The sequence below is a fragment of the Nostoc sp. CALU 546 genome (genome assembly GCF_048836525.1).
Map to the genome: position 1 here is coordinate 1 of NZ_JAWJTF010000127.1, position 24,889 is coordinate 24,889.

Genomic DNA, 24,889 nt, shown 5'->3' on the forward strand with positions numbered 1-24,889 from the left:
AGTTAGTCACACTTTTGAATGAAGCGAATCAATTTTTGGGTCGAGATTGGAATCCCACCGAAAAACACCCGATAGAAATCAGAGCCTCTCACCACCCAGTTGGGCATGAGCGCCATGTTTCCAGATTGTTATTTGTCCAGGATAGTGACGGCGAATACAAGGAATTCGCCATGTTAGGAACCAGAACCGCACAGCTTCCCATTGGTACGAAAGCGCAAGCTAGTTTCGTTGGGGTAGAACCTGCTACTGCCAAAGCAACTATTGGACTGCCAGGAAACGAGCCGGTTGAAATTACTATCCGTGAACTCAAGAACTTCTCTTATGCAGGACTTGTTTTTAATGCCGAATCGGTCAACCTAGAATTTGGCACTGTGCCGGTGACTGACAAAACAGTGAAAATCAAAATTGATGCTTTGACTCTGGGTGAGTTAGACAGTGATTCTGCCCAACAGTTAAAAGCTGTTGATTATCTCAAGAACGGTAATCCCTTAAAGTTGAAACTCACGTCTATCTCCGAAACTGGAGATCAGGCGTTTGTCCTGGGTGAATCTCCCAATGGTAATCTCCTGAAAATTAATAAAATTAACTTTTATGATTTTTCTGGTCAGACATTCAATGATCAAGATTACCGGAAACTGACTATCGAAACCTCAGCTTCTAAAACTAGAGATGCTGTATTTTTGAATGGTGAACCCCTGGGAGTGTTGCACTTTAAAAAAGATAAAGACGCGCTTAGAGAACTTGGGCTACTCAAAACCGGACAACTTACACCCGCGCCCGCGATCCTTCAAAGTAATTTTTCTGTTATTTGCGCTCAAATTGACCCTAATACCGTTGAACATCCCCAGAAGTGGACAAAAGAATTTCAGGCTTTTGGGACTCAATCAGTTAATCCTCAACAACAGGAGATGATTGAGAATAGTGCGAAAATTCTACATCATATTAAAGAGCGTCCTACTTTCTTATTTTCTACCCAAGAAAACAAAAAACTTGGAGTCATGGGTTTGGCTGTTGATAACCAGAAAGCTGAGACTGTTACAAAATGGTTAACTGCTCAAAAAGTTGAATGTCAACAAGTACCAATAGAAGATGTTATCAGGGAAACTAAAAAAGGTCTAGCGGTATTTAACTTAGTCAGTAGTTCAATTCCCCCCAAAACTTTGTCGAGCATGACCAAGAAATTTGGGGCTGTGATTGAATCTACTCTTGAGTATCAGCAAAAAGTTAACTCTCTCGCCACACGACCACAGTTTTTGAAACCACCAGAACAAACAGCACAATCCCCACCTAACCAATCTATAACTCCATTACTCTCCACGACTCCTTCTACACCAGACATTAGTAATAGTGTGAAAACCGAACCTCTAGGTGTAGAGAAGCCCCCGACAGTTACTATTGACGACTTGAGAAATTGGTACAATGCCGCAGATAAGTTAGGGAAGTCGGAAAATTACAAAAAACGCATTGTAGAAGTGGCTTATGGGTTTAAAGCTGGTGAGCAATTATCAGCCGAAGCGTTGACAGTAATGAATAAAGATAAATTTGAGCTTGAAGCCATCAGTCGGCTGACTCAAATTGCTCAAAGGATTGGCATGGTCTGGGGTAAGTCTAATGAAAATGGTACTCAAGTCCAAGGGAAAATTTATGACTTGGCTTTCAATACCCAGCAGAGAGATTTAACTATTTCGCAGAAAAATGGGGAGATAATTTTAAACTTGCAATCTGGTCAGGTACAGACTAATAAACTAACTCCACAGATATTACAAACTTTTGAGGATGTTAATACTCAAATTGATAAAATATTAGCTAAATCTCAAACGCAACAAATAGACTTACAGAGATAGATTTATCCTAAATAGCCTTTTTAAGCAATAAAAGTGCCATTTCATCCCGCAAGTGCTTCTGCTTGAGTTTTACTAATGGTGCGATCACCATTGACAATTTGCAAGGCAACTTCTAATGAACCAATGACCTCAATTAATGTCAGCAACACTTCCAAAAGATACTGTGCTGGCGGATTTCTCAGTAGTTTTCATGCAGTGCGAATCGTTCTTGGAAGGAACACCAGCGTCAAATACATAGCCGTTGTGGGCAAGATAATGCCCAAAGCTTGTTTGGTTTGAAGCAAATTCCGACAACACTGCAAAGAGAGCAACATTCTGGATGAAATTACAGCAAGTGAATTATTTTGTGTGTTCACCTGGATTTACCGTAGATTGCAGAGGGATGGATATTTAAAACCCTATGATTATCTGGGTGGGCATCTGTTGGTAGCCTTAGATGACACTCAGCATTTTAGTTCTCAAACCATCTTGCGATCACGAATATTTATAAGTCGGCAACTAAATTATTAAACTAAGAGTCTTATCCATTATGTAATTTGCTTTGCTCTATTAATACTTTGTATGAGTAAAAATATAAAAGCAATTTCTATCGCAATGTTGATATTTACTTCGATATTATCAAGTTATATTTTATTAGGAAAATTTGCTTACATGGGGTCGCAGACATTAAACGGAATAACCGAAGGTGCAGATGTAAACGTTCCATATAATCACAAATATGGCATCCTGGGATATGCATTCGCCAAAAACTATTATTATCAAAACGGAGAGATTACAGAAAGTCGCATCGAATCCTTTGATAATGTCTAATTTTCCTCCTCTGTCCTCGTCACAATTGGAGTTTTTGGGATAACTGCACTAATAATTACGAAGTTTTTTAGAGGAAATAAGGAAATCACAGATAGTGGCAAAATTTAACTACAAATCATCTCTTTCTCTCTTCAAGACAATTTTTCTGATTTCCATTACTACTTTGGGTATAGTAGTAATAATGCTGCTTACCGTTAAATCTCAGACACCAGAAAAAACCTCTAGTTCCATCTCTCCTTTTTGCAAAATATTATCGGAGAAATTTAGCCCTTTTGGGAATAATTCCGATTTATCTGTAGCATTAGGTGGGGCGATCGCCAAAGGAGGTAATCTGAATCAACCCTGTGATATTTTTGGTGAAAAGTGGCTACCGCTCAACTTTTTACTATCCACAGACGAAGCACTGGTTGAGCGTTTAATCCAAACTGGGGTGAATGTAAATGCTAAGGATGGGAAAGGGGATACTCCTCTACATTATTTAGGAAAATCTGAGAAAAATGCGCGATTACTTCTGAGTAGAGGAGCAAAAGTGAATGTCCGCAACCAAAATGGTAATACCCCACTCCATAATCTTTTTGGACAGAAAAGCGCTACTGTAATCAAACTTTTGATAGATCGGGGTGCTAAGGTTAATGCTAAAAATCAAGAGCAAATGACACCGTTACATTTTGCTGCCAATTCCGGAAAAGCTGATATCACGGAGCTATTAATTAGTCGTGGTGGGGATATAAATGCTCGTAGCACTCAGAACTGGACACCACTACACTACGGAGCATCAAATGTAGAAGTTGCCAAAAAACTAATCCTTGCAGGCGCAGATCTAACTATCCAAAATCGTGAAGGGGCTGTGATTCACTCTAGCAGTTTGGAACCAGCAGTACTAAAACTCCTGCTAGATGGGGGAGTTAATGTTAATTTACGCAATCGTCAGGGGCAAACTCCGCTCCACATTCATCGTTTCCAACCCGCTCTAGTAAAATTGCTATTGGCTCGAAAAGCGCAAGTTAACCTACGAGATGCTCAAGGTAAAACCCCTCTGTATGATGTCAACCTAGAAGTGGCTCGACAACTGGTTGCGGCTAATGCAGATTTAAATGTTCAAGATAACTTAGGAAGAACACCTCTGCACCAAGCAGTATTGGAGGAACAAAGTTTCTTTGGCCCGGAATTGGTAACACTATTTCTTAGTAAAAATGCTAGGGTTGACCTCAAAGATAAGCAAGGTAAGACTGCTCTAAACTTAGCTCGGCAACTTAATAAAACCCAAATCATTAATTTGTTAGAGCGACATATCGCAACTAAAAATTCTGCTGGTAGTGGAACAACTACAACCAAAGCAACAGCAAAACTCCAGCAGTTCCTCAATTCTAAAAACTGGAGTGCTGCCGATCAAGAAACCCGCCGTCTTTTATCACCTCAAAAAGACCTCTTTGTACCGAACGCTGCCACTATACCTCTAGATTTAATTCAAGAGATTGATCGAGCTTGGTTAGTAGCTAGTGATGGACGGTTTGGACTCAGTGTCCAAGCAAAGATTTGGCAAAAGGTAATAGCATCTCATCCGAACAAAGAAGAAACTGCTGCCAATACCTTTGGCGATCGCGTCGGTTGGAAACTCAAAGTTCCTCGAACCGAAAACGATTTTATTAGCAGCGACTGGCTGAATGAATCCGAACTCAATTATTCACTGCAAGCTCCTGTCGGACACTTACCCTGGGCTGGTGTTTCAGACGCATCTGTACTATCGGTTGCAGTTCCTCCCCCTGGAGAACACTGTGGTAGCTGTACCATCGATGCAATTTTTCTGCGAGATGGGCGATTCTATAAATATCTGCCTCAACTTTTTGCACGGGTTAAAATGGCATTGAATATTTCTGTGCCGAAAAAATAATCTTCCGCGTGCAAGTAGCAATTGAGCTTGATAGCGTTGTTGGCTTATTAATCGACCGTAAGCGATGCCTGCGGCGGGCTACGCCTACGCTGATGAATTAGCTTTCACTGATGGAATGGCACAGGCTAATTCCCCTTTTTTACCCACTCAGTGCTGAGTGCCTCGGCAAGCGAGTAAATTTAAGAAGTACTGAGTACTTCCGCACAGGGCGTAAAAGCCCCGCCCGAAGTCAAGCGGAATCAACAATCGAGAGAAGGTTGATACCCGCTTTTGGTGGGCGGTCTTTCAATTCAGCACAGACTAAACGCCCCGCTATCCATGTACAGCACTTGGAACTCAGCACTCTTCATCGTTGCCAACTTCCTTTGACGGTTACAAATCAAAATCAAGGCTGAATGTTTCCCCTGAAGAATCTTCTTCTTCCTCCTCTGTAAAGGGAGTTGAACTCCAAGATGAGGCTTTGTTATCTTCTGTATTAGTCGGCGTGAAAGCTACTTGTTGTGTGGGAAATGCACCCTTTCTGAAAGCAAAATAGCAATCAATAATAAAGTAAAGCGTCTCCAGGTAACTCTTGCCTAGTTGCTGTGATTCGGCAAATATCCGCTCACGGTAGCTATCTTTGATCCGAACTTTTTCTGGGGTTAAGTCAAGTTTGTCTGCCATTGCGATCACTTAATAGATGTAGTAGTTGGGTTCTTGGCAGAAATGGTTTTTGCCATTTCTAAAAGCCCAGAGACATTGGCTTCTACCGGATTGCCCAGGATTTTGAAGCCGTTTTTCTCCAACAGCTTCTTAAATCCTGGTAAGAGGCAGCCTCCACCAATCGCCCAGATTTCATCCCCCTGGTGCTTGGCATCAAGTGTCAGATTCACCACTTTCTTCAAGTATTTTTCATACCAATCTTTCAAACAAGCGCTGTATATATCTTTGATATCGATGTCACGGCTGTATCGGGTATGCCCCATCTCCAGACAAAATCGGATTTTGGAGGCATCCCCGATTTTTCCGCCATTCAAATGTTTCATTTTTTGGGAAATATCATCGATGAGAACTTCTACACCGATAGGGTAAGCAGTGTGAACTTCTCGCTGACCCCGGTTGTAACGAGAATACAGGGTCGTACCATTGCCAAAGTCTAAAATAGTTAGCTTTTTGGGTAGTGGATGCCCAAACAATGCACCCATCCCCTCTAGTACAACTTTAAGCACTTCTACTTTCACGTCTGATTGCTTGCCAGCAAGTATTGGCTGATATTCTCCATTGAGTACTTTTTGCAATTCTTCAGCCAGACCAACATCATGTAAGCTAACGACTAATTTTAAGTGCCAAGCCCTACGGTGTGGGAGATGTGCCAATGCACCCAACAAAGTCAACAACGCATTATTGACTTTATTTTCATTATTGTCTGTGTTGCGGTCAAAATAATTTCCTGTACGGTAAGCAGACTCTCCAACGGTGTAAGCAGTACCGTTAAAAACTACACGTCCTGGAACATCTTCCATCTCAGATGTGGAAATATAACTCGGCACACGAATTACTTCAAATCCTTCGACTAAAAGTTTGAGACTTCCGTAACCGTTATCGAAACCCGCAGGAAAAATTTTTTGCGCCGTGTGAATGTTTGACATCTGCTCCAAGGTAATACGCTTTGATTTGTGAAAATTATCTGTTGAAGTGATCTGCAAGAGCAAGAGAAAGAAGAATAAAATAACTTCCCCTTTTTTGCCTAATCTCAAGAGCTTATCATAACCCCTTGGGGGCTAAATGGGGTACAAAATGTTAACCAGTCAAATGTACCCCATTTAGCACCTATATATACCCTATATAGGTGTCAAAATGTCACCAAAGTCGTGAGCTATTGTTGGGGTATATATGGGGGCTATATATACCCCATGAGCAATTTTTAAAATCTTCCCATATAACGAATCAAAAGCCGCAGGGATGTGCTTAATCAGTTTTTGTTGGCTTGGGTGGTCGCTTAGTAGATTCCATTCTGCCTTTAAAATATCAATTAAAAGTAATTTCCTTTACAATACTAGCTAGCTTTCATCCTATATCGCGTTATCGCGATGATTAAGTAACGAGAGGTTAACCCTTTTGAGCATAATACTGGGAATAGTAAGTGATCCGGCTTTTATCCTATATCGCGTTATCGCGATGATTGAGTAACAATAGGTAAACCCTTTTGAGCGTAATACTGAAAATAGCGAGTGATCCGGCTTTTATCCTATATCGCGTTATCGCGATGATTAAGTAACGAGAGGTTAAGCCTTTTGAGCGTAATACTGGGAATAGGGAGTGATCCGGCTTTTATCCTATATCGCGTTATCGCGATGATTAAGTAACGAGAGGTTAACCTTTTTGGGCGTAATACTGGGAATAGTAAGTGATCTAGCTTTCACTCTATATCGCGTTATCGCGATGATTAGTTAACGGTGAGTATCAATCGAGTGGTGGTGTTTTAGAAAGAGCATCTGAGATGATTTGTGCAAGCTTGTACTCAAACTCAGCCAGAGCTACTGGATCACCATTTGGTGGACGCTCTAGCTTTTCTGAGTGACTAGCTTGTGCAATAATCTCTTTCTGCGCGTGTCGAAGAATTGTCATACAAGACCTTAATACATGACTAAGTTTGAGAGGAGTTTCTAGTTCCTCGGCAAGGCGAGAGACGAATCGTTCAATTTCTCTTTCCTCAGATTTAGTCAAAAGTACCCGCTTCTCTCGGCTTAATTTTTCGATTACTGGTGCAGGTTGTATAGGTGGAGATTGTTGAGGGTCAGGAGTTATTGGCTCCGATAAAGTTGAATCTCTCACAGATGCAGTAGCAGTATTATCTGAAACTGAAGTTGTTTCCTCTGAATCTGAACCCCTGAGAACAGACCGTACCAATGCTTCGTCTACTGGGCGGTAGGGTTTTTCATTTCCTGAAACACGTTTAGCCATTGGTAACTACTTTTTGCCTCGCTTTGTTGAAACAGCAGATTTTATAGTAGATGTTGTAACTGGTTCTTCAAACTCAGCAATACGAGCTTCTATTTCCTTAGCCAGCTTACGATATTGGTTTGTGACTTTGTGGTTTGGTGCAGTTTGGAAAATTGTCTTCCCTAACTTTTGGGACTGAGGTACAACCGTAGAACGGCTGATGAGTGTATCAAATTTTAAAGACTTACTACCATCAGAAAAAAGTTTCTCGACATATTCAGTTAGAGAACTAGCTAATATAGTTCTGCTATCTACACAACAAAGAATTACTCCTAACAAACGTAAATTCGGGTTGCCGTAACGTTGAGCGCCTTGAATATCAGTTAAAGCATCATTAAGTCCTGCGATCGCAAATGGGTCAGGAGTGGCTGAAAGAATAAACCAGTCAGCCGACTTATAGGCTGCAATTGTTGGTGTAGTTGCATTAGGCGCTGTATCAAGAAAGATGTAATCATACATTCCAGCAAGCTTGCGTAAAGGATTAATCAAAACATCTTGAGTAACCAAAAACTTATCTCTAGCTGCGAGTGCTTGATCTATCTTTTCTAGATTTCGACGAGCTGCAATCAAATGAATATTTTTAGGTAACTCTACTCCATCATCAGGGGTAATGATTACATCTGTTGGTTCTTCTTCCCCAGTCAAAACTTCAAAAGTACCAAGGAAGCTTTCGCTAGGAATTCCTAAATGCCGGGTAGCTCCCTGGTTCATATCTAAATCGAATATTAGGCATCGCCTTCCCATTTCACCTAAAGCAGTTGCAATATGAATCAGGTTACTAGTTTTTGCAACTCCTCCCTTTTGATTGCCCACTGCAATCACTTTAGTTTTTCGTGCTGTTACTTCATGGCTCATGTAAGTGTCCTCAATAACCAGCAAATTTTTATAGCGACTTCGCATTATAGTAATGTCGCGTTATCCGAAACTAGCGTTATAGCAAACTCGCGTTATCGCGATTTAGCAAGTAGGCTAATAGTGCTACTAGAGAAGTAAGATCCTTACCGTACAACAATTTTTCAGTTTTGATAACGAGTTTGTATTATAACAATGTCGCGTTATCCGAAACTAGCGTTATAGCAAACTCGCGTTATCGCGATTAAATAAAAAAAAGAGCTTATTATTTTTTTTAAGGGTAAAAAAGACCCAGATTAAATACCTGGGCCTTTGAAGTTGGGAATTATCCCAAGATTTCAATCACAGCCGCTAGAATAGCTGGGGCTTTGTCTGAAACCGGAATGAATACCCGCTTTTTCCAGTTGATGATCTCGGTGAAACATCCAGCAGCTAAAAGCCGCTCTGCCAGTGAGATAGCATTAACCAACTCTATACGAGGTTCTGCGGCAATATAAGAACGCCGTAAAGTTACGCCACCCGGTAACTGCTGGGAATAGCCTTCGTTTAGCACTAAAGAGACTAACTCCTGTGGGCTTAATAGCTTGTTCTTGAGTCCGAGTTGTTCAGCCACCGACTGGATATCCTGAGCATTTACTACCCGACCGAGAATCTTTTGTCCATCGCTGGTTTGCAAGCGGAAGACTCGGCTATTGTGCTGCGGCAAGATTTTCCAAATGGGCAACAAAATACCGGTGACTAAGTGCAGATAATCGGTAGTGAACTTGGGCAATGCGTCTACTTCAGTAGACCACCCTGCGACGAACGCATCGACACAAACCGCTTTCCAAGTGGAAGATTCTAAATCCTTGACTGGTATACGGGTTTCTTTTTGGGGACGGACGAGTAACACTCTTGGTACAACACCACCATCAGCGTCATAGATACTATGTGTCGGAATTGACACAGCAGCATTGCCTGACTTGGAGTTGATCATGAGCCGTCCTTGATATTGAGTGGCAAACTCCAACATCTCAATAGCCGTTTTGATGTTGTTTTTCTGAATGCGTTCCACTTTCAAGTAATTGGTGACGCTACCAGTTTGAGCATGAGTATATACAGCTTCCTGGCTCTCAACAGTAAAGCGTTCAGCCCGTAAAGTCTCCACCCCCATTTCATAGACACCAGCAGCGATCGCTGCTTCAATCTGCTGACTTAGCAACAACTCAAAACGCTCGAAAATGATATTTTGCATATCAATGCGTAAAGCCAGAAGTCGATTGAGGAATTGACGCAGGGGTGGGAGATCGATTTTCATCCCGCCTTCATGAGAGGTTAAGCACAGTCCAGTCATTTGCTCAAAAGTCCCTAGTGGCACTTCATAAAATCGACCTTGGTATATTTGTCTGAATAATTCATACAGGGCGTGTTCTGCATAGTTCGATTCCAGATTATCCTTAGCCTCAAATATCCCATTGCCTCCGGTTTGCCTTTGCCCCCTTGTGAGTGCGCCCAAGCTATCCAGCCGTCGAGCAATAGTGCTGATGAATCGGCGTTCACCTATAACGTTCGTCGTGACTGGTCTGAACACGGGCGCAGATGCTTGGTTGGTTCTGTGCGATCGTCCAAGCCCTTGAATTGCATTGTCTGCTCTCCAGCCGGCTTCCAACAAATAATGCGATCGCCGTCTCCTATTCACAGCGTTGAGGTCAGCGTGATAGCTGCGACCCGTACCACCAGCGTCACTGAAGATGAGGATTTGTTTGTCTCCCTGCATAAACGCAGCAGTTTCAGCAATATTCGCGCCACCACCGCGTGAATCCACAAACAAACGTCCAGATTCATCTTTGAGAACTCGCTTGCTGCGACCAGTTACTTCGGCAATTTGCTTGTGACCAAAATGCCACAGCAATTGTTCTAATGCGCCAGGGATTGGATCAAGACATGCTAACTTATCGACTAAGGCATCTCTCAAGGCTACAGCTTCAATAGAAATAACTGGAGAGCCATCAGCGTCAAAGACTGGCTCGGATCTTTCTTCTCCATCAACGCCAGAATGAATGGAATGCAGATGAATGGGGAAAGCACTCATCAGGTAATCCATAACGTATTCCCGTGGGGTCAAGTCAAGATTGAGATCCTTCCATTCGTCAGCCGTAACTTCATCAAGTCGTCGTTTCAAAAGTTCTTCATTAGTCGAAACTATTTGAATGACAACAGCAAGACCTTGGACTAAATCCTGCTCAATCGCTTTGATCAGGGTAGGGCATTTCATCCCGGTCAGCAGATGATTGAAGAATCTCTGTTTATGGCTTTCAAACTGCGACTTAGCAGACATCTTTGCAGCACGGTTGTAAGTTTTGTCACCAGAGATATTACAAGCTTCCAGGGCTTTGTCTAAATTATGGTGAATAACTTGAAAAGCATCGGAATAGCTGTTATAGCTCCGTTCCTGCCTCGGCGTTAAATCAATGTAGAGAGTTTGATACTCAACTCCCTCGAATGAAAGGCTCCGCGCCAGATAGAGCCCCAAAGCCTTGAGATCCCTGGCGACCACTTCCATCGCGGCGATACCACCGCCCTCAATGGATTCTACAAAATCCTCACGGGAGGTAAACGGGAAATCTCCAGTCTGCCAAAGCCCCAGGCGATTGGCATAAGATAGGTTGGAAACCTTCGTCGCTCCAGTAGCAGAAACGTAGATAACCCGTGCCTGCGGTAATGCGTTTTGCAACCGCAGCCCAACAATACCTTGCTGGGATGCTGCAAGCATACCAAGTTTGCCCTCTTGTGCCATTGCGTTACCCATGCTGTGGCACTCGTCAAAGGAGATAGCACCCTCAAAGTCCTTGCCTGCCCACTCAACGATTTGCTTAAGCCGACTTTTACCATTCTTTTGAGAACGTAGAGTAGAGTACGTGCAGAACAGAATGCCTTGGGTGAAGGGAATAGGATCGCCAAGCTTAATGTTGCTCAGGTCAATGATATCTTTCTCACTACCTCCGAGCGCACACCAGTCTCTACGGGCATCTTCAATTAAGGCAGAACTTTTGGATACCCAGATTGCTTTTCTTCGCCCCTGACACCAATTGTCGAGGATGATTCCTGCACACTGTCTTCCTTTTCCAGCACCCGTCCCATCGCCTAAGAACCAGCCACGACGAAATTTTACAGCATTTTCTGAGCTATTTGCTGCTACAGTCACATTATCCCATGAATCATCCACAATATAAGACCCAGACAGAAATTCACAGTGCGCCTGACCTGCGTAAATAACGCTTTCAAGTTGTGCCTCTGACAACAAGCCTTGTGTGATAATGTTGCTAGGAAGATGCGGTTTGTAATTTGGTGCTGGTGGCGAGACAAGTGCTAGGGCTGCACTCTCACAAAGCAGCGAGGGATGAGGTAAAGCGTCCTTTATTCGGATTCGCTGTGGGCGATAGGTTTCATATAGGGTGTCTTTGAGTCCTTCAGTAGCAGACCACTCGACGACTTCGTATTCCAACACTACTATGTCGTCTGGAAGAGAGGAAACTGTTTCTGGTTGTGCAACTGTAGTACGTTTTGGTAATTGAACGACAATTGCCTTCGCAGCAGCTTTGACTTTTTCTGAGCGTTCCCACAAAGATCGCTTAGGTAATTGCTCAATCAACGCTAGCAGTTCGGGCAAGTCCAAAGTTTCGGAAATACAAGGGATTTGCCTGTGATTATCAGCCGGGACTTTATCAATTACTGTGATTCTGGTGTCGATAGTTGTCCCATGTTTTGAGTAAACCTTGCCGTTAACCCCGACTGACATTAAAACTCGTGCTTCTGAGTGCCACCTAACAAAAGTCTCTCGCCAGCTTGGGTTAGCCGGAGAGAACCAATTGGCTGTGATTGTTACCAATCGTCCACCGTCAGCCAGTCTTTGCAATGCCGAGTTGATATGCCTTTTTGTTGCGTCGGGATTGCGACTGCTGATTTTGGGAGATGCGGAGAAAGGCGGATTCATCAGCACAACTGAGGGCTGAGTTTGCCCTGCCAGATAGTCGTTAATTTGTTCCGCGTTTACTGAGAATAGTGGAGTGCCAGAGAATAATCGCCGCAGAATCTTCGATCTATCGGGTGCAAGCTCGTTGAGCATCAGACTTGCACTGTGCAGTTTAGCCATTTGTGCTAACAAACCAGTCCCGGCTGATGGCTCCAGCACCAAATCAGTAGCTTGTATAAATCCTGCTTTGGCTACCAGATAAGCAAGCGGCAACGGTGTCGAGAATTGCTGAAGCTGTACTGACTCTTCACTGCGCCGTGTTTGCGTTGGGCAGAGGGCTACTAACTTCTCCAATTCTAATAATACTGTTTGTGGCGACTCTAATAAAAGCTTGTAACCTTTTTGACGCAGATATAATATTTGCGCCACTTCCACTGCTTCGTAAGCATCTTTCCACTGCCATGCACCCTCTGCTGCCGTGCCTAGAAAGTAGCGATTCATCTGGGCTTGGATTGTCCTGGTGGAGATAGTCCGTTGCTCAATCAGTGATTTGGTGAGTTCTTGAGCAACGTTGAGGATTGATTGCCCATAATCCAGAACTGTTTCTAGGTCAAACAGAGTTCCTTGCGTGGCTATAAGGCTGACCATATCTATATATATGAATACATCACTTTCGCTTTGGCGTAGCCGTTTAAGTGTAAAGACGGGTTAAGTATAATTTTCTTGGTACTTTCCAGTTATCCTGCGTGGCTTGGTGGACTGGCGCTTAGTACTAGTAGTACGCCAAGGGAACTTGGCGGGGTAAAGGGTAAGGGGGAAGGGGAAAAGGGGTTTAAATCCTTTCCCCTTTTCCCTTTCCTCTTTCCCTAGTCCTCACAAGCGCATTTTTGGGTTGGCAGACTACTAGTTGAGGTAGATTTCTTAGACGTGGACAATTTTGCTTTAGTCCGCTTAGGTTTGGTCGGTTGCAAAGAAAGGCAGGTGGGAGTAGTCGGAGTCTGGGGAAAGGGATTATAACTGCTGGCGTAAGAACAGAATGGTGAGGGGATTGTGGTTCTAGAGTCCAGGGGTCAGAAATCTTCTCAAATGCGATCGCCCTTGGAATAGGTTGTGATGCTGTTGCGGAAACTGTGGGCTGTTCAATAACTGGTGGTTGCCATCCGAATGGCGGTAAGGGTACAACCCACAAACTATCCATGAAATCGAAAACCATCAGCGCAACAAAGCTGATAACGACTGCTTGGATCGTCAGCGTGAGAGTAGCTTGGATATCCATAGTTAACTCCAAATGTTTGTGATTTTTCAATGTAGTGAGGTATTGCAGTTGGGTTTGGTCGTTGCAACTCTCACTCTGGCTTTGGCGTAGCCATGAAAATTCCCATTTACAAAACGGGTGATTATGTTTACCCAGAGCATTGAAATCTTCTTAGCAAAAGCTAAGATCCAAAAAGTTACTAATTGCAATAAGCAATGGCAAGCAAAACAATCGATGTCCGAGAGTACACTGTCAGAGCGCACAAGCGGGAAATTCACACTCGCGTTTTCAACTTCGTATGTAAGCAGTGCGAACAACCCACACAACGAGAAACCTTTGGTGTTCGACCACTCTACTGTGAGCAATGCCGTCCGCCACAAGCACCTAAGCAATCGAAATTAGTCCCTATAGGCAAGAGGAAACCCAGAGCGATGAACTACAAGAGTGGTAAAGACATAGCTGGATGATTTGTTGTCTCAAGGGTGAGTGAAGCAGTGCGCTCATTCGCCCAAGCTAATTCAAACTGGTAAAAGGTAAGTAATCGCACAGAATTATTTACACATGAGTTTCCAGTCTAGATAAGGGTTTTGTACCTTAATTTTGTGTAATTAATTTTGTTTAACTACTTAACTCTAATGAATTCACATTAAACATATTTTCTTCTTCGATTTATCTGTGGGATTAAGAAAACTTCCCAGATTAAGATTAATTGGTAAGCAACTTCAACACAATTCTCAAATCATACACTGGCTCACAAGTAGTAATACAATCAGGGGCGTGAATTCGTTCTGAAACAAGTATGACCAATGTCAACCCCCAAACGGAATATGATTCGCCGTGGAAACAGATACTACAACTTTATTTTGAAGATTTCATGCTGTTTTTCTTTCCGCAAGCACATAGGGAAATAGATTGGACACGACAGCCTGAGTTCTTGGATAAAGAATTAGAGCAGGTAGTGCGTGATGCCGAACTAGGGAAAAGACTTGCAGATAAACTGGTAAAAATATACCGCATTGGTGGCGAAGAATCCTGGATACTGATACATTTAGAAATCCAATCCCAGTCAGAGTCAGACTTTAGCGAAAGGATGTTTACCTATAACTACCGCATCTACGATAGATATAAGCGATCAGTGGCATCCTTGGCAATTCTAGGTGATGAGCAGGTAAACTGGCGACCAAATCGGTTTGGTTACGAGTTGTTTGGCACTAAAGTAGAGTTTCAGTTTCCAATTGTCAAATTGTTAGACTATCAACAACGTCAGTCTGAGCTAGAAGCCAGCCGTAACCCTTTGGCGACTGTGGTGATGGCACATTTAGCAGCAGTACAAACTCTTAGCGACAGGTTACAACGTAAGCAGCAGAAACTAAGTTTAGTGCGGAGACTGTACCAGCAGGGATTTGAACGTGAGGATGTTCTAAACTTGTTGGCTTTTGTAGACTGGGTGTTGACACTCCCCCAAGATTTAGAGCGAGAGTTTCTTTTTGAAGTAGAACAATTGGAGGCAGAGCAACGTATGCAGTATGTTACTTCTTTTGAACGCAGTGGTATTGAAAAAGGTAAGCTTGAAGCTTTGTTAAAAGGTATAGCCTTGGGATTAAAGCTCAAATTTAGTGAATCAGGTCAAAATTTATTACCCGAAATCGAATCTATCCAAGATGTAAGTGTGCTAGAAGCCATCTTGGAGGGGATAGATACAGCGAGTAGTGTCTCACAATTGCGTCAAATTTACCAGTCGCCTACAACCGATACCCAGGAATGAAATTGAGCATCGCCCAATTTCCCTATCCCTGACTCCATAAACCTAAGACGAATTTAACTAAAACAAACTATGCCCAAGACTTGGAACATCAAGATAGATAACTATTTTCAAGCCAACCCCAATTGCATCATCGCCACTGCTCATGTAGACTCGTTCCCCACAGACCTACCCCTAGAACCGAACATCAGGGAACCAAACCGCAAAAGCGCGACCTATAGACAAGTCTTCGACTCACTGACAACCGAACCCGAAAAATTCTTCTCTCGTCACAGTGGAATCGTTCTGTCAGCCAATAAAGTTAAGCCTATCAAGAACAAAACTGAACTAGAGCTAGAAGTCTTAGAAGCTAACGAGGGGGGCAGCGATGGCATTATCAACGGTGGACACACAGTATTAGGGTTTGAGCAAGCGAAAAATTACAAATATGATTTAACCAAAGCCCGAGTAAAAATTACCATCCATATCGGACTATTGGAAGACGAGGCTAAGGATATAGCCCTGGCCTCCAACACCACAACGCCAGTAGATTCTCGCTCCAAAGTCAACGCTAGGGGTGATTACAAATTCATCAAGCAGTATTTAGCCCAGTTAGAACAGAAGGAAGATAGAAAATTCCGCATCGCTTATTACCAAAACCAAAGCGGCGCTCCCAGAAATGCCCAGTGTAATGTCACCCATTTGCTCAAGCTCCTTTACTGCCTCGACAGAAATAAATACAACCCCGACGGCAATAAACGAACCAAGCACCCAGCAGGAATGAGTCTTCCAAGTAACATCACAGACGCAGAAAGGGAAAGATTAACCGCCTTACTGCCTCTCTTGACTCATGCTCTGTGGATAGAGCAAAGACTCTACGAAATAATCCAAGACTATATCAGCAACCCCAGAAGAAAGGGTGCTAACGACCTAGCATCAATTGATATACGTAAAACGACGTTGTTGCCTGACAGCAAGTATTCATTCGGGTTTGGTGCGCCAACCGACTTAGCACTACCGATAATCGCATCATATCGGGTATTTCTAGATAAAGATTATAAATGGATTCTGCCGTTTAACGAATTCGCTGAAGATTTCCTGCAACACTTGTGGAATAACTATTTCCGTAAATACTTAGTGTCGGAGAAAACAGCAGGAAATACAGTCGGGACAAAAATCAGCCGCAATCAAGAGATTTGGGAAAGTTTGTACATTTCGGCGCAGAGTTATCTAAATCAGCACTTGGTGAAAATGGTCAACTCTAGTAAGCAAGAAGAAGAATTGAAGGTGACACAAGGTGCAAACAAGAGGGAAAAAAGGAAAAGGGGGGAACTCAACGCGACTACTGCCCCCAAATAGCTTTTTCTCGAACAGGGTATAAGGTGTACGGCAAAGACTATTAGTCCCCATACCCTACCCAACTTTTCTAGTTAAGTCAGGAACTCTCAAAATAACTTGAGTAACGCCATAATTAATTCTCAACAAGTTAAATTTAATGACAAAAACTGGCATAAGTATAACTTTGGGATGGAGGTGTAGTAAGCGCTCACTGGATACCGTTATGGATGATTACGTTCTAAATTGAATTCAACTATTGCAATCTCAGGTTGATATTTTAGCTGTTGAAATCAGGAAAATTAATTCAGTGATTTGATTTATACTTTTAGGTTCGTCTAAATATCAAAAAAGTTTTGTCGTATGTCCAGCCTGAGTCCAGACATGGTTCGTATCTATTTGCAAGAGATTGGTCGTTATCCAATGCTAACCGCAGACCAAGAAATTGCTTATGGCAGGCAGGTACAGCAAATCATGGCAATTGAGCAAAGAAAAAATGAACTCACCCAACAACTAGCTAGGGAGCCAACAATGGTCGAATTAGCTGTTGATGTTGACAAAAGTGAATTGGAAATAGCTCAAATACAAAATCTTGGGCAACGAGCCAAACAAAAAATGGTGACAGCAAACTTGCGTCTGGTGGTTTCGATTGCCAAAAAATATACTAATCGCAATCTGGAATTCCTAGATTTGCTGCAAGAAGGGGCAATAGGTTTACAAAGAGGTGTAGAAAAATTTGACCCCAATCGCGGTTATAAGCTTTCCACCTACGTATACTGGTGGATTACGCAGTCAATCACACGGGCAATCGCAGAGAAATCCCGTACTGTACGCTTGCCAATTCATATCACCGAACAACTCAACAAAATTAAGAAAGTACAGCGAGAATTATTTCAGACACTGGGTCGTCCAGCCAGTGTTATAGAAATTGCTGAAACTTTAGACTTACAACCAAGTCAGATTAGGGATTTTCTCAGCAGTTCAAAGCAGCCAATTTCTCTAGATGTAAAGATTGGAGATAACCAAGACACAGAACTTAGTCAACTTTTACCAGATGAGGGCATATCTCCAGACGAACATATCACCAAAGAACTTTTACGCCAAGACATAAATAGTTTATTAGAATCACTCAAACCGACGCAACGTGAAGTATTAATTTTGCGTTTTGGGTTAGAGAACGATCAAGAACTAACTTTAGCTCAAATTGGAGAGAAATTGAATGTCAGTAGAGAACGAGTTCGCCAAATTCAGCAGCAAGCAATCACTGTTCTACGTCGTCAAAAAACTGAAATTCAACAGTATTTAGTTTCCTAAAGTCCGCTAAAAGTTAATATTTTAGCGGGCTGAATTTGGTGAGAAGTGGGGATTTAATCCAGGATTTGAATTTAACTGGAACTTGCGTGTCTCTAAAGCTCAAGATTCTCTTGTGCCGAATGCCAAAATCTAGCGATACTGACGCGCTTTTTCTCCTCTTCAACCCTGTAGACAACACGATATGGTTTAAGAATAAGCTGACGAATATTAGGGTCGTTAAACTCAGGTACTTTCTGACCAATGAATGGAAATTGACTTAACTCCCTACTTTTTTCAAGGAGTTGCTGACCCAATTTCCTTGCAGCTTCAGCATTGCTTAAGGCAATATACTTGACAATTGCTTCCAAATCCCCCACAGCTTTGGGAGAAAGAACTACTTGGTAGTCCATGCTTCAATCATCTGCTCAACAGATTCAATTGACACTCCAAGTCCTTGGTCAATCTCTTCTAAACCCTCTTTTACAGCCGCGATAAACTCAATTTCTCTAACAATCTCACGCAGAGACACATTTGGCGGCAAGCGCTTCACAAGTTCAAGGACTGTTTCTCTATCGCTCATAGCAGTTTTTGCTTCTATGCAAATGACTACTGTAATCTTAACTCATGGGTTCACCTTGTAGCTTTTGTTTTAACTAAATAAAAATGCTAATAATGTTTCCCAACCTGTTTATGGATTAAAATTTGTGGAGATTTTTTCGTTTAAAAATAAAAAATCTGTGGATGTGTCCATGATATTTTTTATTGATTGATCTTCATCAGATTCAGGAGTCAGGATTTAAAATTTAGTTAGATATTCTTTCTTTCTAACAGAAAAGCGATAAGCTTGACGGTATGGCGAGAGCTTACCGCTTGTAATATAGATTCTCAATTAAGCTGTTCCACACTCAAATCAATCACCTCAAGAACATCTGGCAACCATCGAACGTGTTCCACAATCTTGTCGTGAGTCCGGGCTTTATCTCGTGTTACCGTTCCCCACAGCTTACCTTTTTCGGTTAGATGCCAAATATTTTTGTGACTTTGTTTACCATTGGTGTCAGTCTTGATTTGAACCTCCTTGGTCTGCAAACCAGCAAATTCTAAAACACGGTTAACTATTTGTGGCTTTACGGGCTTGGGCAGTCCGTTGCGTTCGGCATATAATTCGCCAATTGCGGTTGGAGACAAATGTCGGTCGGGAGTTGCAACGATTTCTTGAATTGCTCCGACCAATTCTTGTGCCATTGGGGTGATTTCGGGACACAAAGCTTGTACACCTCGAAGGATGGTGATAGTTTACAGTTCTGCACTAAGTCTTGTGCCGGATAGAATTTTTTGTCCAAAGTTAACGAGTTCATCAAGGGTGGGTTTGGTATTTTGTTGCTGGTTTAGCTTTGGCATTTCGTATCTGCCAGTGCGCCGCAGGGATGGGAGGACTTCGTGAAACACCCAACGCTGGAACCGTTTGGCAACTGGTTTACGAGATTTAAAGATCAGGCGATAAAGCCCTGCCTCAGTCACAGTCAGCATTTCTTGCTCTCCACCAGGGGTACTGACAATGGCAGTACCCTTTTCATCAACGTCCAATCCTCCATCAAAATACTCGCTGCCATCTGCTGATGTTCGCTTTCTACCATTGACAGCAACGGAAGTATCAATGTCTAATATTGCACAGACATCGGCAGCGACCCATTCTGGTTTCTCTGCTGTACCGACGAACCGGACTTCTTGAGACTCAAACACAAAAATTGATAGGTCTGACATAAATTCAACTTTCCTTAATTTTTACCCAGTCAGTTAAAACAGCCATACAGCAAGCAGTTAACGTTGCTCTTCTTAAGGTTTTACTTTCATGTTTAGCGATGTAACCGCCCTCTAATTCGTTCTGTTCAAAAGAAACTCCAATTACGTCAAAAATGTTATTAGCAACATCAAGAGAAATTGATTTCGACCAAGACATATTTACTCCAATGAATCCAAGAGTTCAGCTAAACAATTAAAAGCAATCTTCAACTACTTCGACTTATTCCCCTTTTTGAACCAGTAGTTTTCCAGACACCCCAGCTGTAAAACCCAACCCAATCGCCGCCACAGTAACGCTGGGCTTAATAAATAACGTCGCAATTCCGATAACTGCGCCCCAAAGACAGCCATAGCAGCAAACGATAATCAACTGATTTTTGGGTTTAGCTCTTTGGTCTTGAATAGATTGGTGAACGATGGCATAATCTTCAAGCTCATTGGTAATTTCTAGTAAAGAAGCACCGTACTGTTTTTCTAGGCGTTCGATAGCCAGTCTGTCTGCCTTAATTGGGCTGATAGCTAGTTTTTGCAATGCTGTGGTTAATTTATCACTCATTTTTAAATTTTCCATACCCGCACATTCCAGAAAATGTTTAGAAAAAATTTAAATCTTGCTGGAAAAATATAAAGACCCTATTCTTCATCCGTACTTGGAGATGTAAGAATACCGGAACTCAACTGGAACTCAACTGGAACTGTGACGAATGTTACTGGTTAACGTTAATAACGCTGAAGCCATCTTTTTCATTCCCGCACAATCGGTTAGTGTCAATCAATTGTGACAAGGCATTCCTCAAGTAAAGAACACTCTTTTTCTCTTCGCCCCACTTACGGCTGTTTCTGATAGCAGCAAAAGAAGTTGGAGGACTAACAGTAGCTGCAACGATTGCCACAATTTGGTCTAAATCAGCCTCAGAAATACTACTCTCTTCTACTTCCAGAAATTCCATTTCCTGATAAGGCTTTGAAAAAATGGACTCCAGATGATTAACTGCGTCTGATGGGGCAATCTTCTCTCCTCTGGGTATGACTGCCTTTTCATGCTGTTGAACTAATTCTGGGAAGAACTGAAGTAATGTTCTGGCTGGATCTGGTTGCCCATTGCCTGGGTGTTTGTAGGTCTTTAGCCATTCGGGAATCATGCCCAGATTGCCACCGCTAACAGGTTCTCCAAAGTTATTAGGGTTGGCTTTGAAATATTCTCCGCTAGCGACATTCATTTTGCGTAGACCACCAGCGCTAACCGCTTGAGCTACACAACCAATAAAGTTCAGCGATTGCTTAAAGGTATCTGCCAGCCCAGCTGTAGCTTTACCGACCACGCTTGTCAGGTTAGAACCATGCAAGACGATAATTAATGTACCACCCGACTTAGCAAAGCGAGAAAGTAAATATTGAATCGCCCAGGTGCGATCGCTCTCCTCCAACAATGACAGCAACCGCATTGCCTCATCAATTACTAGCAGTAAATTTTTATGGGAGTAAGGTTCGCTTCCATCTAAACCCTTAAGAAATTTCAATAAATCACGAGCGACTAGTTGATCAGCCCCATCAGCATCAATATCCGGGTATTTAAGGGCAGAGGTTAAGTTGCAAGCGAAGGGGTAAACGTCCACTCCGGCTGTAAAGTATTGCGTGTTCAATCCGGGGTCAAGTGCAGTTGATAATGTTGCCAAGATTGCTGCTAAGGTTCCCTTGCCACCTCGCTGAGTACCAGCGATCGCTACCACCTGAGAACTCATCATGCCTTCTACTTGGAAACCACTTTTCGTTAAAGCAGCGATGAGTGCGTTTGCCCTATTAGTCAGAGGGAGATTAATTAGAGTCTCTGGTACAAGACCATCAGAGGAAGATGGCTGTAACTCTGTCGGTCTAGAAAGCTCCGCAGCTTGGTTCATCTTCCCAATATCTACCTGTGGCGATTGAAACTGTTTGATATCTACGGTCGGTGGTAACTGGGCTTGAGCCTGTGCGATGGCACTTATCTCCGACCGATTCACCCGGCTGTCAATTGTCACATCCTGTAAATGAAGAGCCATGCTTTCATAAGTGGGTAGCTGACGACCCTTGAGCTTGCTAAACCAGCCAAACATCCAGCGATAAGCATAAAAGCGTTTTCCTGGCTCAACTTGTGTTAAATACTGACTAATATTTTCAAACTCAGCATGAAGAAAGGCGTACTCTTCTGCTGATTGTCGCTCTAAGAATTTAACGGTATTAGCAAGATGATCTGCTTGATAAGTCCTTCTAGCATCATAATCTCCAGCACGAGCTAGAGCGTCTATAAAATTACCACGCACAAAAGGCAAAGGCGCAATTTCTTTAGTGCGGTTGGAGTGTTCGACAACAAACCATAGCCACGCAGCACCACCGACTAAACCACCAACTAGTGCCAGTGGATTGACCGCATAACAAACCGCTCCGATCCCAGAAGCCAACAAACCAAGTACACGGGTCATATCTGCTTCATTCTCAGATGCCCGTGCCATTTCAAATAATCCATCTTTTCTCTCTTGCAGCCATTGGGCGATATTTCCAGCTTCCAAGTGAGACAGATTAGGATACTGTGAGCGTAAATGTTCAGTTTCTTTAGTTGTGATTTTTGGGATATTGTTACTTTGCATAAATGCCTCCCTTGGTGAAACGTTGCCGCCCTTTTTTACAGTGATTGCTTTCTTGGGCGGTTTCCGTTCTAATCCTTTGTCAGTCGCCAAATAGCGAACCCAATTTCACCCGCCATCATTGTGCCGATGTTAAACAAAATACAGCCCAAAATCATGAATGGGGCTGTAAATTCAAATGGGTTACGAGCCGCAAAGGTGGTGACAATATCGAACACCCAAACCGCAATCACAACCAGCCCTGCGCTAGAGCGATCGCGTGTACCTGCGGTCTTGTAGTCCTTCCAAAGCTCACCAACAAGGTCAATCTTGCCACTAGGCTTTGTTTCAAGCTCATAAACCATGTGGTCTTGAAGTTCCCGTCGTGCTGAGTCTGGGTTCTTACCGCGTAGGGCGTGGGCTTCGATTACCTGAACGCCTACAGAAATTATGAATGCCAGGTAAAAAAACGGGTTGAACAATGCAAACGGTATATTTAGCCAATTCCAAGTCGGCTCAAACCAGGCAAAAACAGGCGGGCCTTGAAAGATTAATTGCCAAGTTGAATCAGCACTAATCATAGAACCGCCGATGAATAAAATCCCGCCGACTAACGCACGACCTGCACCACCGTTAGCAACAAACTGATTGACTATAGCGGCGGCTGCTCTAATGGGTAAACCGACAATTATCACTACAGCCTTGGCACAAAAATCGATGATTTCACCAAGCGATCGCTTCTTACCTTTAGGCTTACTATCGCTGTTGCTAGTGCTGCTACTTTCTGCACCATTACCCATTACTTCCTCCTACTTTGTTTGATATTTTGAACGCTTTTACAAATCCCTTTGGCTTTGTATTTCCACTTCCAAATTCCTTCTTCAATTCGTCCAATACACCTGCCCGTCGCATCAAAAACATCAACAATCTCATCATCAAGATATAGGGTTGTGTCTGGTCTGGGATTGCGTTTAGCGCTATCAAAGTAATTGGTAATTCTCAGCTTGCGACTTGTGGGCATCACTCCCGCCTCATATAGAGCATCACTGGTTTTTGCCCGTTCTTCTATGCGGGAACGTTCTAGTTCTTCTGAGGCTTTTAGCCGTTGAAGCTCTGCATAAGCCCCCAACTTGGGTACTAAGGGGATGATTACAGGCAATATGCAAATGCCAACACCAGCCAAAGCTAAGTACAGTTGTTTCTTATACATGAGACTGCTGTGCTATAGCGCGTTCTTAGTACAAATTTTTCCCATGTTTCACACATCTCTTTAATAAGGTGTTTCATGTTTCACGCCCTGAAACACTGATGAAACCGTTGAAACGTTTCATGAAACAGTGCTGTGAAACAGTTGGATGAAACACTACCCTTCATAACGGCTTTCGAGCAAGGAATTGTCTAGTGTTTCATGTTTCACGTTTGATGTTTCATGCTGGGGGAATGCTGTTTCATGCTGTTTCACGCCCTGAAACACTGATGAAACCGTTGAAACAGTTTCATGAAACAGTGCTGTGAAACAGTTTATGAAACACTCTCACCCATCACTCTTACTTTGATGCCCGTCTCAGAAATGTCAATCCTGCACCAACAAGTAATGCTAAGGGAATGAATATCCCGCTACCAATTAATCCAGTAGCGACAACGCTACTAACGATATATGCACTACCGCCTAAAGCGCCAATAACTGAAGTAGCAAACAATCCTGTACTGAGAATATCCATGTCCTGATTTTTCCTTTGATGAGTTAATAGCTCTTGAAGTAATCGGATTTCAGCAACAGTGGCAACAGTTTCATTTTGGATTTGTAACAATGCCGCCACTGTTTTATAAGCTTCTAAAATCGGATCTGTGTCCCCATTGAAGAAACTCTCTCCCGCAACAAATTGAGTCGCGCCTTGAGTTGTTCTTTTTTTTGAATCGACTTCCCCAGCCTTGTTGAGGCTTCTTCTGCCAAATTAATCAAACTCTGATCTATCTCGGTAATCTGATTATCAACTTCCAACATGGATTGTTCAGCAAAGGCATCCAACACCGTCCCTTTGGCTCCAATCAAGGATTCCATGAACAATAAAGCTCCGGTGACACCAGTTGATGCACCCAAAATCTTAGATTGCTCATTTTGGACGGCTATAGCACCAGAAATAGTCTCTTTATCAGCCGCAGTCAACTTGTATGAGGCTTGTTGAATTGCCTCATCAGCTTTGGTGATTGTAGCTTCGGGTATATCTGCTATAGGTGATTGTTCAGGCTGTAATCTCTCACTATTGGTAATGTCTCGAAATCTAGCTAAAATCTCCTCTGGAACTGGTGAATCGACCGTCCATTTTTGCTCTGGATATTGACGGCGTAGTTCGTCAACTACTTTTCCTGGTACTTTGTTGAGAGCTTGTGCGAATTCTTTAACAATCATGATTTACGCTCCTAAAAACTTTTCGGGGTGATTTTTTAATTCAATAGCTACCTTCTTTAAAGAACCTTTGGCTAAAACGTAACTTCTAATTCTTTGAAGCACAGGTAAATGCCAGTTTGTC

23 protein-coding genes and 1 pseudogene are annotated in these 24,889 nt (G+C 42.7%); 7 read left to right on the forward strand and 17 right to left on the reverse strand.

Annotation, left to right across the window (positions count from 1 at the left end):
* The 3 genes and pseudogenes from RRG12_RS37280 to RRG12_RS37290 form a co-directional block, all read left to right on the forward strand.
* Positions 1-1,844 (forward strand): annotated as a pseudogene (locus RRG12_RS37280) (hypothetical protein); the annotation flags it as partial.
* A 651-nt stretch (positions 1,845-2,495) separates the two neighbouring features.
* Entirely contained in the window at positions 2,496-2,654 is a 159-nt protein-coding gene (locus tag RRG12_RS37285) for a hypothetical protein (RefSeq protein ID WP_420762673.1), read from the forward strand.
* 181 nt (positions 2,655-2,835) lie between these two features.
* Positions 2,836-4,545 (forward strand): ankyrin repeat domain-containing protein, encoded by a 1,710-nt coding sequence (locus RRG12_RS37290; protein WP_420762674.1) that lies wholly within the window; start codon positions 2,836-2,838, stop codon positions 4,543-4,545.
* Positions 4,546-4,917: 372 nt separating this feature from the next.
* On the opposite strand, the gene RRG12_RS37295 is transcribed toward RRG12_RS37290, so the two are convergent.
* The 6 genes from RRG12_RS37295 to RRG12_RS37320 all read right to left on the reverse strand — a co-directional run bounded on the left by RRG12_RS37295 (position 4,918) and on the right by RRG12_RS37320 (position 13,607).
* Entirely contained in the window at positions 4,918-5,208 is a 291-nt protein-coding gene (locus tag RRG12_RS37295) for a hypothetical protein (RefSeq protein ID WP_069074079.1), read from the reverse strand.
* 5 nt (positions 5,209-5,213) lie between these two features.
* The gene (locus tag RRG12_RS37300) at positions 5,214-6,173 is read right to left on the reverse strand and encodes a ParM/StbA family protein (RefSeq protein ID WP_069074078.1); all 960 of its coding nucleotides are present in this window, start codon (positions 6,171-6,173) and stop codon (positions 5,214-5,216) included.
* Between the two features lie 814 nt (positions 6,174-6,987).
* The gene (locus tag RRG12_RS37305) at positions 6,988-7,488 is read right to left on the reverse strand and encodes a hypothetical protein (protein ID WP_069074077.1); all 501 of its coding nucleotides are present in this window, start codon (positions 7,486-7,488) and stop codon (positions 6,988-6,990) included.
* A gap of 6 nt (positions 7,489-7,494) precedes the next feature.
* Positions 7,495-8,382: a ParA family protein gene (locus RRG12_RS37310; protein ID WP_069074076.1), complete on the reverse strand. Its 888-nt coding sequence runs from the start codon at positions 8,380-8,382 to the stop codon at positions 7,495-7,497.
* Positions 8,383-8,704: 322 nt separating this feature from the next.
* The gene (locus tag RRG12_RS37315) at positions 8,705-12,979 is read right to left on the reverse strand and encodes a strawberry notch-like NTP hydrolase domain-containing protein (RefSeq protein ID WP_420762675.1); all 4,275 of its coding nucleotides are present in this window, start codon (positions 12,977-12,979) and stop codon (positions 8,705-8,707) included.
* Positions 12,980-13,163: 184 nt separating this feature from the next.
* On the reverse strand, positions 13,164-13,607 hold the full coding sequence (locus RRG12_RS37320; protein ID WP_420762676.1) for a hypothetical protein: 444 nt from the start codon (positions 13,605-13,607) through the stop codon (positions 13,164-13,166).
* A 194-nt stretch (positions 13,608-13,801) separates the two neighbouring features.
* Between RRG12_RS37320 and RRG12_RS37325 the strand changes: the two genes are divergently transcribed.
* The 4 genes from RRG12_RS37325 to RRG12_RS37340 all read left to right on the forward strand — a co-directional run bounded on the left by RRG12_RS37325 (position 13,802) and on the right by RRG12_RS37340 (position 17,976).
* Entirely contained in the window at positions 13,802-14,053 is a 252-nt protein-coding gene (locus RRG12_RS37325) for a hypothetical protein (RefSeq protein WP_420762677.1), read from the forward strand.
* 332 nt (positions 14,054-14,385) lie between these two features.
* On the forward strand, positions 14,386-15,351 hold the full coding sequence (locus RRG12_RS37330; protein WP_420762678.1) for a cytosolic protein: 966 nt from the start codon (positions 14,386-14,388) through the stop codon (positions 15,349-15,351).
* Positions 15,352-15,420: 69 nt separating this feature from the next.
* A complete protein-coding gene (locus RRG12_RS37335; protein WP_420762679.1) occupies positions 15,421-16,686 on the forward strand; it encodes an AIPR family protein in 1,266 nt (421 codons plus the stop codon).
* A 339-nt stretch (positions 16,687-17,025) separates the two neighbouring features.
* Positions 17,026-17,976 (forward strand): RpoD/SigA family RNA polymerase sigma factor, encoded by a 951-nt coding sequence (locus RRG12_RS37340; protein ID WP_179076887.1) that lies wholly within the window; start codon positions 17,026-17,028, stop codon positions 17,974-17,976.
* A gap of 92 nt (positions 17,977-18,068) precedes the next feature.
* On the opposite strand, the gene RRG12_RS37345 is transcribed toward RRG12_RS37340, so the two are convergent.
* From RRG12_RS37345 to RRG12_RS37395, 11 genes are all read right to left on the reverse strand, one after another.
* Positions 18,069-18,365 carry a type II toxin-antitoxin system RelE/ParE family toxin gene (locus tag RRG12_RS37345; protein ID WP_420762680.1) on the reverse strand — a complete coding sequence of 99 codons (297 nt, stop codon included), beginning with the start codon at positions 18,363-18,365 and terminating at the stop codon, positions 18,069-18,071.
* Positions 18,350-18,535 (reverse strand): hypothetical protein, encoded by a 186-nt coding sequence (locus RRG12_RS37350; protein ID WP_104902026.1) that lies wholly within the window; start codon positions 18,533-18,535, stop codon positions 18,350-18,352. The genes RRG12_RS37345 and RRG12_RS37350 overlap by 16 nt, the downstream gene beginning before the upstream one ends.
* Before the next feature lie 305 nt (positions 18,536-18,840).
* Entirely contained in the window at positions 18,841-19,200 is a 360-nt protein-coding gene (locus tag RRG12_RS37355) for a hypothetical protein (RefSeq protein WP_420762681.1), read from the reverse strand.
* A 51-nt stretch (positions 19,201-19,251) separates the two neighbouring features.
* Positions 19,252-19,719 (reverse strand): Bro-N domain-containing protein, encoded by a 468-nt coding sequence (locus RRG12_RS37360; protein WP_420762682.1) that lies wholly within the window; start codon positions 19,717-19,719, stop codon positions 19,252-19,254.
* Between the two features lie 4 nt (positions 19,720-19,723).
* Entirely contained in the window at positions 19,724-19,915 is a 192-nt protein-coding gene (locus tag RRG12_RS37365) for a hypothetical protein (protein WP_420762683.1), read from the reverse strand.
* A gap of 63 nt (positions 19,916-19,978) precedes the next feature.
* Positions 19,979-20,314 (reverse strand): hypothetical protein, encoded by a 336-nt coding sequence (locus RRG12_RS37370; RefSeq protein ID WP_323235452.1) that lies wholly within the window; start codon positions 20,312-20,314, stop codon positions 19,979-19,981.
* Positions 20,315-20,465: 151 nt separating this feature from the next.
* Entirely contained in the window at positions 20,466-22,382 is a 1,917-nt protein-coding gene (locus RRG12_RS37375; protein ID WP_420762684.1) for a hypothetical protein, read from the reverse strand.
* A 68-nt stretch (positions 22,383-22,450) separates the two neighbouring features.
* Entirely contained in the window at positions 22,451-23,158 is a 708-nt protein-coding gene (locus tag RRG12_RS37380; RefSeq protein ID WP_420762685.1) for a hypothetical protein, read from the reverse strand.
* Positions 23,158-23,568, reverse strand: a complete 411-nt coding sequence (locus tag RRG12_RS37385; RefSeq protein WP_420762686.1) for a hypothetical protein — start codon at positions 23,566-23,568, stop codon at positions 23,158-23,160. Before RRG12_RS37385 ends, RRG12_RS37380 begins: the two co-directional genes overlap by 1 nt.
* Before the next feature lie 337 nt (positions 23,569-23,905).
* The gene (locus RRG12_RS37390) at positions 23,906-24,178 is read right to left on the reverse strand and encodes a hypothetical protein (RefSeq protein ID WP_420762687.1); all 273 of its coding nucleotides are present in this window, start codon (positions 24,176-24,178) and stop codon (positions 23,906-23,908) included.
* A 14-nt stretch (positions 24,179-24,192) separates the two neighbouring features.
* On the reverse strand, positions 24,193-24,768 hold the full coding sequence (locus RRG12_RS37395) for a hypothetical protein (protein ID WP_420762688.1): 576 nt from the start codon (positions 24,766-24,768) through the stop codon (positions 24,193-24,195).
* Positions 24,769-24,889 lie beyond the last annotated feature (121 nt).

Bases quoted from the DNA above. Each gene is read 5' to 3' on its own strand.
- RRG12_RS37380 (WP_420762685.1), bottom strand. From the start codon at position 23,158: ATGGGTAATGGTGCAGAAAGTAGCAGCACTAGCAACAGCGATAGTAAG.
- RRG12_RS37285 (WP_420762673.1), top strand. From the start codon at position 2,496: ATGGGGTCGCAGACATTAAACGGAATAACCGAAGGTGCAGATGTAAAC.
- RRG12_RS37395 (WP_420762688.1), bottom strand. From the start codon at position 24,768: ATGATTGTTAAAGAATTCGCACAAGCTCTCAACAAAGTACCAGGAAAA.
- RRG12_RS37365 (WP_420762683.1), bottom strand. From the start codon at position 19,915: ATGTCTTGGTCGAAATCAATTTCTCTTGATGTTGCTAATAACATTTTT.
- RRG12_RS37385 (WP_420762686.1), bottom strand. From the start codon at position 23,568: ATGTATAAGAAACAACTGTACTTAGCTTTGGCTGGTGTTGGCATTTGC.
- RRG12_RS37290 (WP_420762674.1), top strand. From the start codon at position 2,836: ATGCTGCTTACCGTTAAATCTCAGACACCAGAAAAAACCTCTAGTTCC.
- RRG12_RS37350 (WP_104902026.1), bottom strand. From the start codon at position 18,535: ATGAGCGATAGAGAAACAGTCCTTGAACTTGTGAAGCGCTTGCCGCCA.
- RRG12_RS37320 (WP_420762676.1), bottom strand. From the start codon at position 13,607: ATGGATATCCAAGCTACTCTCACGCTGACGATCCAAGCAGTCGTTATC.
- RRG12_RS37315 (WP_420762675.1), bottom strand. From the start codon at position 12,979: ATGGTCAGCCTTATAGCCACGCAAGGAACTCTGTTTGACCTAGAAACA.
- RRG12_RS37355 (WP_420762681.1), bottom strand. From the start codon at position 19,200: ATGGCACAAGAATTGGTCGGAGCAATTCAAGAAATCGTTGCAACTCCC.
- RRG12_RS37360 (WP_420762682.1), bottom strand. From the start codon at position 19,719: ATGTCAGACCTATCAATTTTTGTGTTTGAGTCTCAAGAAGTCCGGTTC.
- RRG12_RS37295 (WP_069074079.1), bottom strand. From the start codon at position 5,208: ATGGCAGACAAACTTGACTTAACCCCAGAAAAAGTTCGGATCAAAGAT.
- RRG12_RS37345 (WP_420762680.1), bottom strand. From the start codon at position 18,365: ATGGACTACCAAGTAGTTCTTTCTCCCAAAGCTGTGGGGGATTTGGAA.
- RRG12_RS37340 (WP_179076887.1), top strand. From the start codon at position 17,026: ATGTCCAGCCTGAGTCCAGACATGGTTCGTATCTATTTGCAAGAGATT.
- RRG12_RS37305 (WP_069074077.1), bottom strand. From the start codon at position 7,488: ATGGCTAAACGTGTTTCAGGAAATGAAAAACCCTACCGCCCAGTAGAC.
- RRG12_RS37330 (WP_420762678.1), top strand. From the start codon at position 14,386: ATGACCAATGTCAACCCCCAAACGGAATATGATTCGCCGTGGAAACAG.
- RRG12_RS37310 (WP_069074076.1), bottom strand. From the start codon at position 8,382: ATGAGCCATGAAGTAACAGCACGAAAAACTAAAGTGATTGCAGTGGGC.
- RRG12_RS37375 (WP_420762684.1), bottom strand. From the start codon at position 22,382: ATGCAAAGTAACAATATCCCAAAAATCACAACTAAAGAAACTGAACAT.
- RRG12_RS37300 (WP_069074078.1), bottom strand. From the start codon at position 6,173: ATGTCAAACATTCACACGGCGCAAAAAATTTTTCCTGCGGGTTTCGAT.
- RRG12_RS37325 (WP_420762677.1), top strand. From the start codon at position 13,802: ATGGCAAGCAAAACAATCGATGTCCGAGAGTACACTGTCAGAGCGCAC.
- RRG12_RS37335 (WP_420762679.1), top strand. From the start codon at position 15,421: ATGCCCAAGACTTGGAACATCAAGATAGATAACTATTTTCAAGCCAAC.
- RRG12_RS37370 (WP_323235452.1), bottom strand. From the start codon at position 20,314: ATGAGTGATAAATTAACCACAGCATTGCAAAAACTAGCTATCAGCCCA.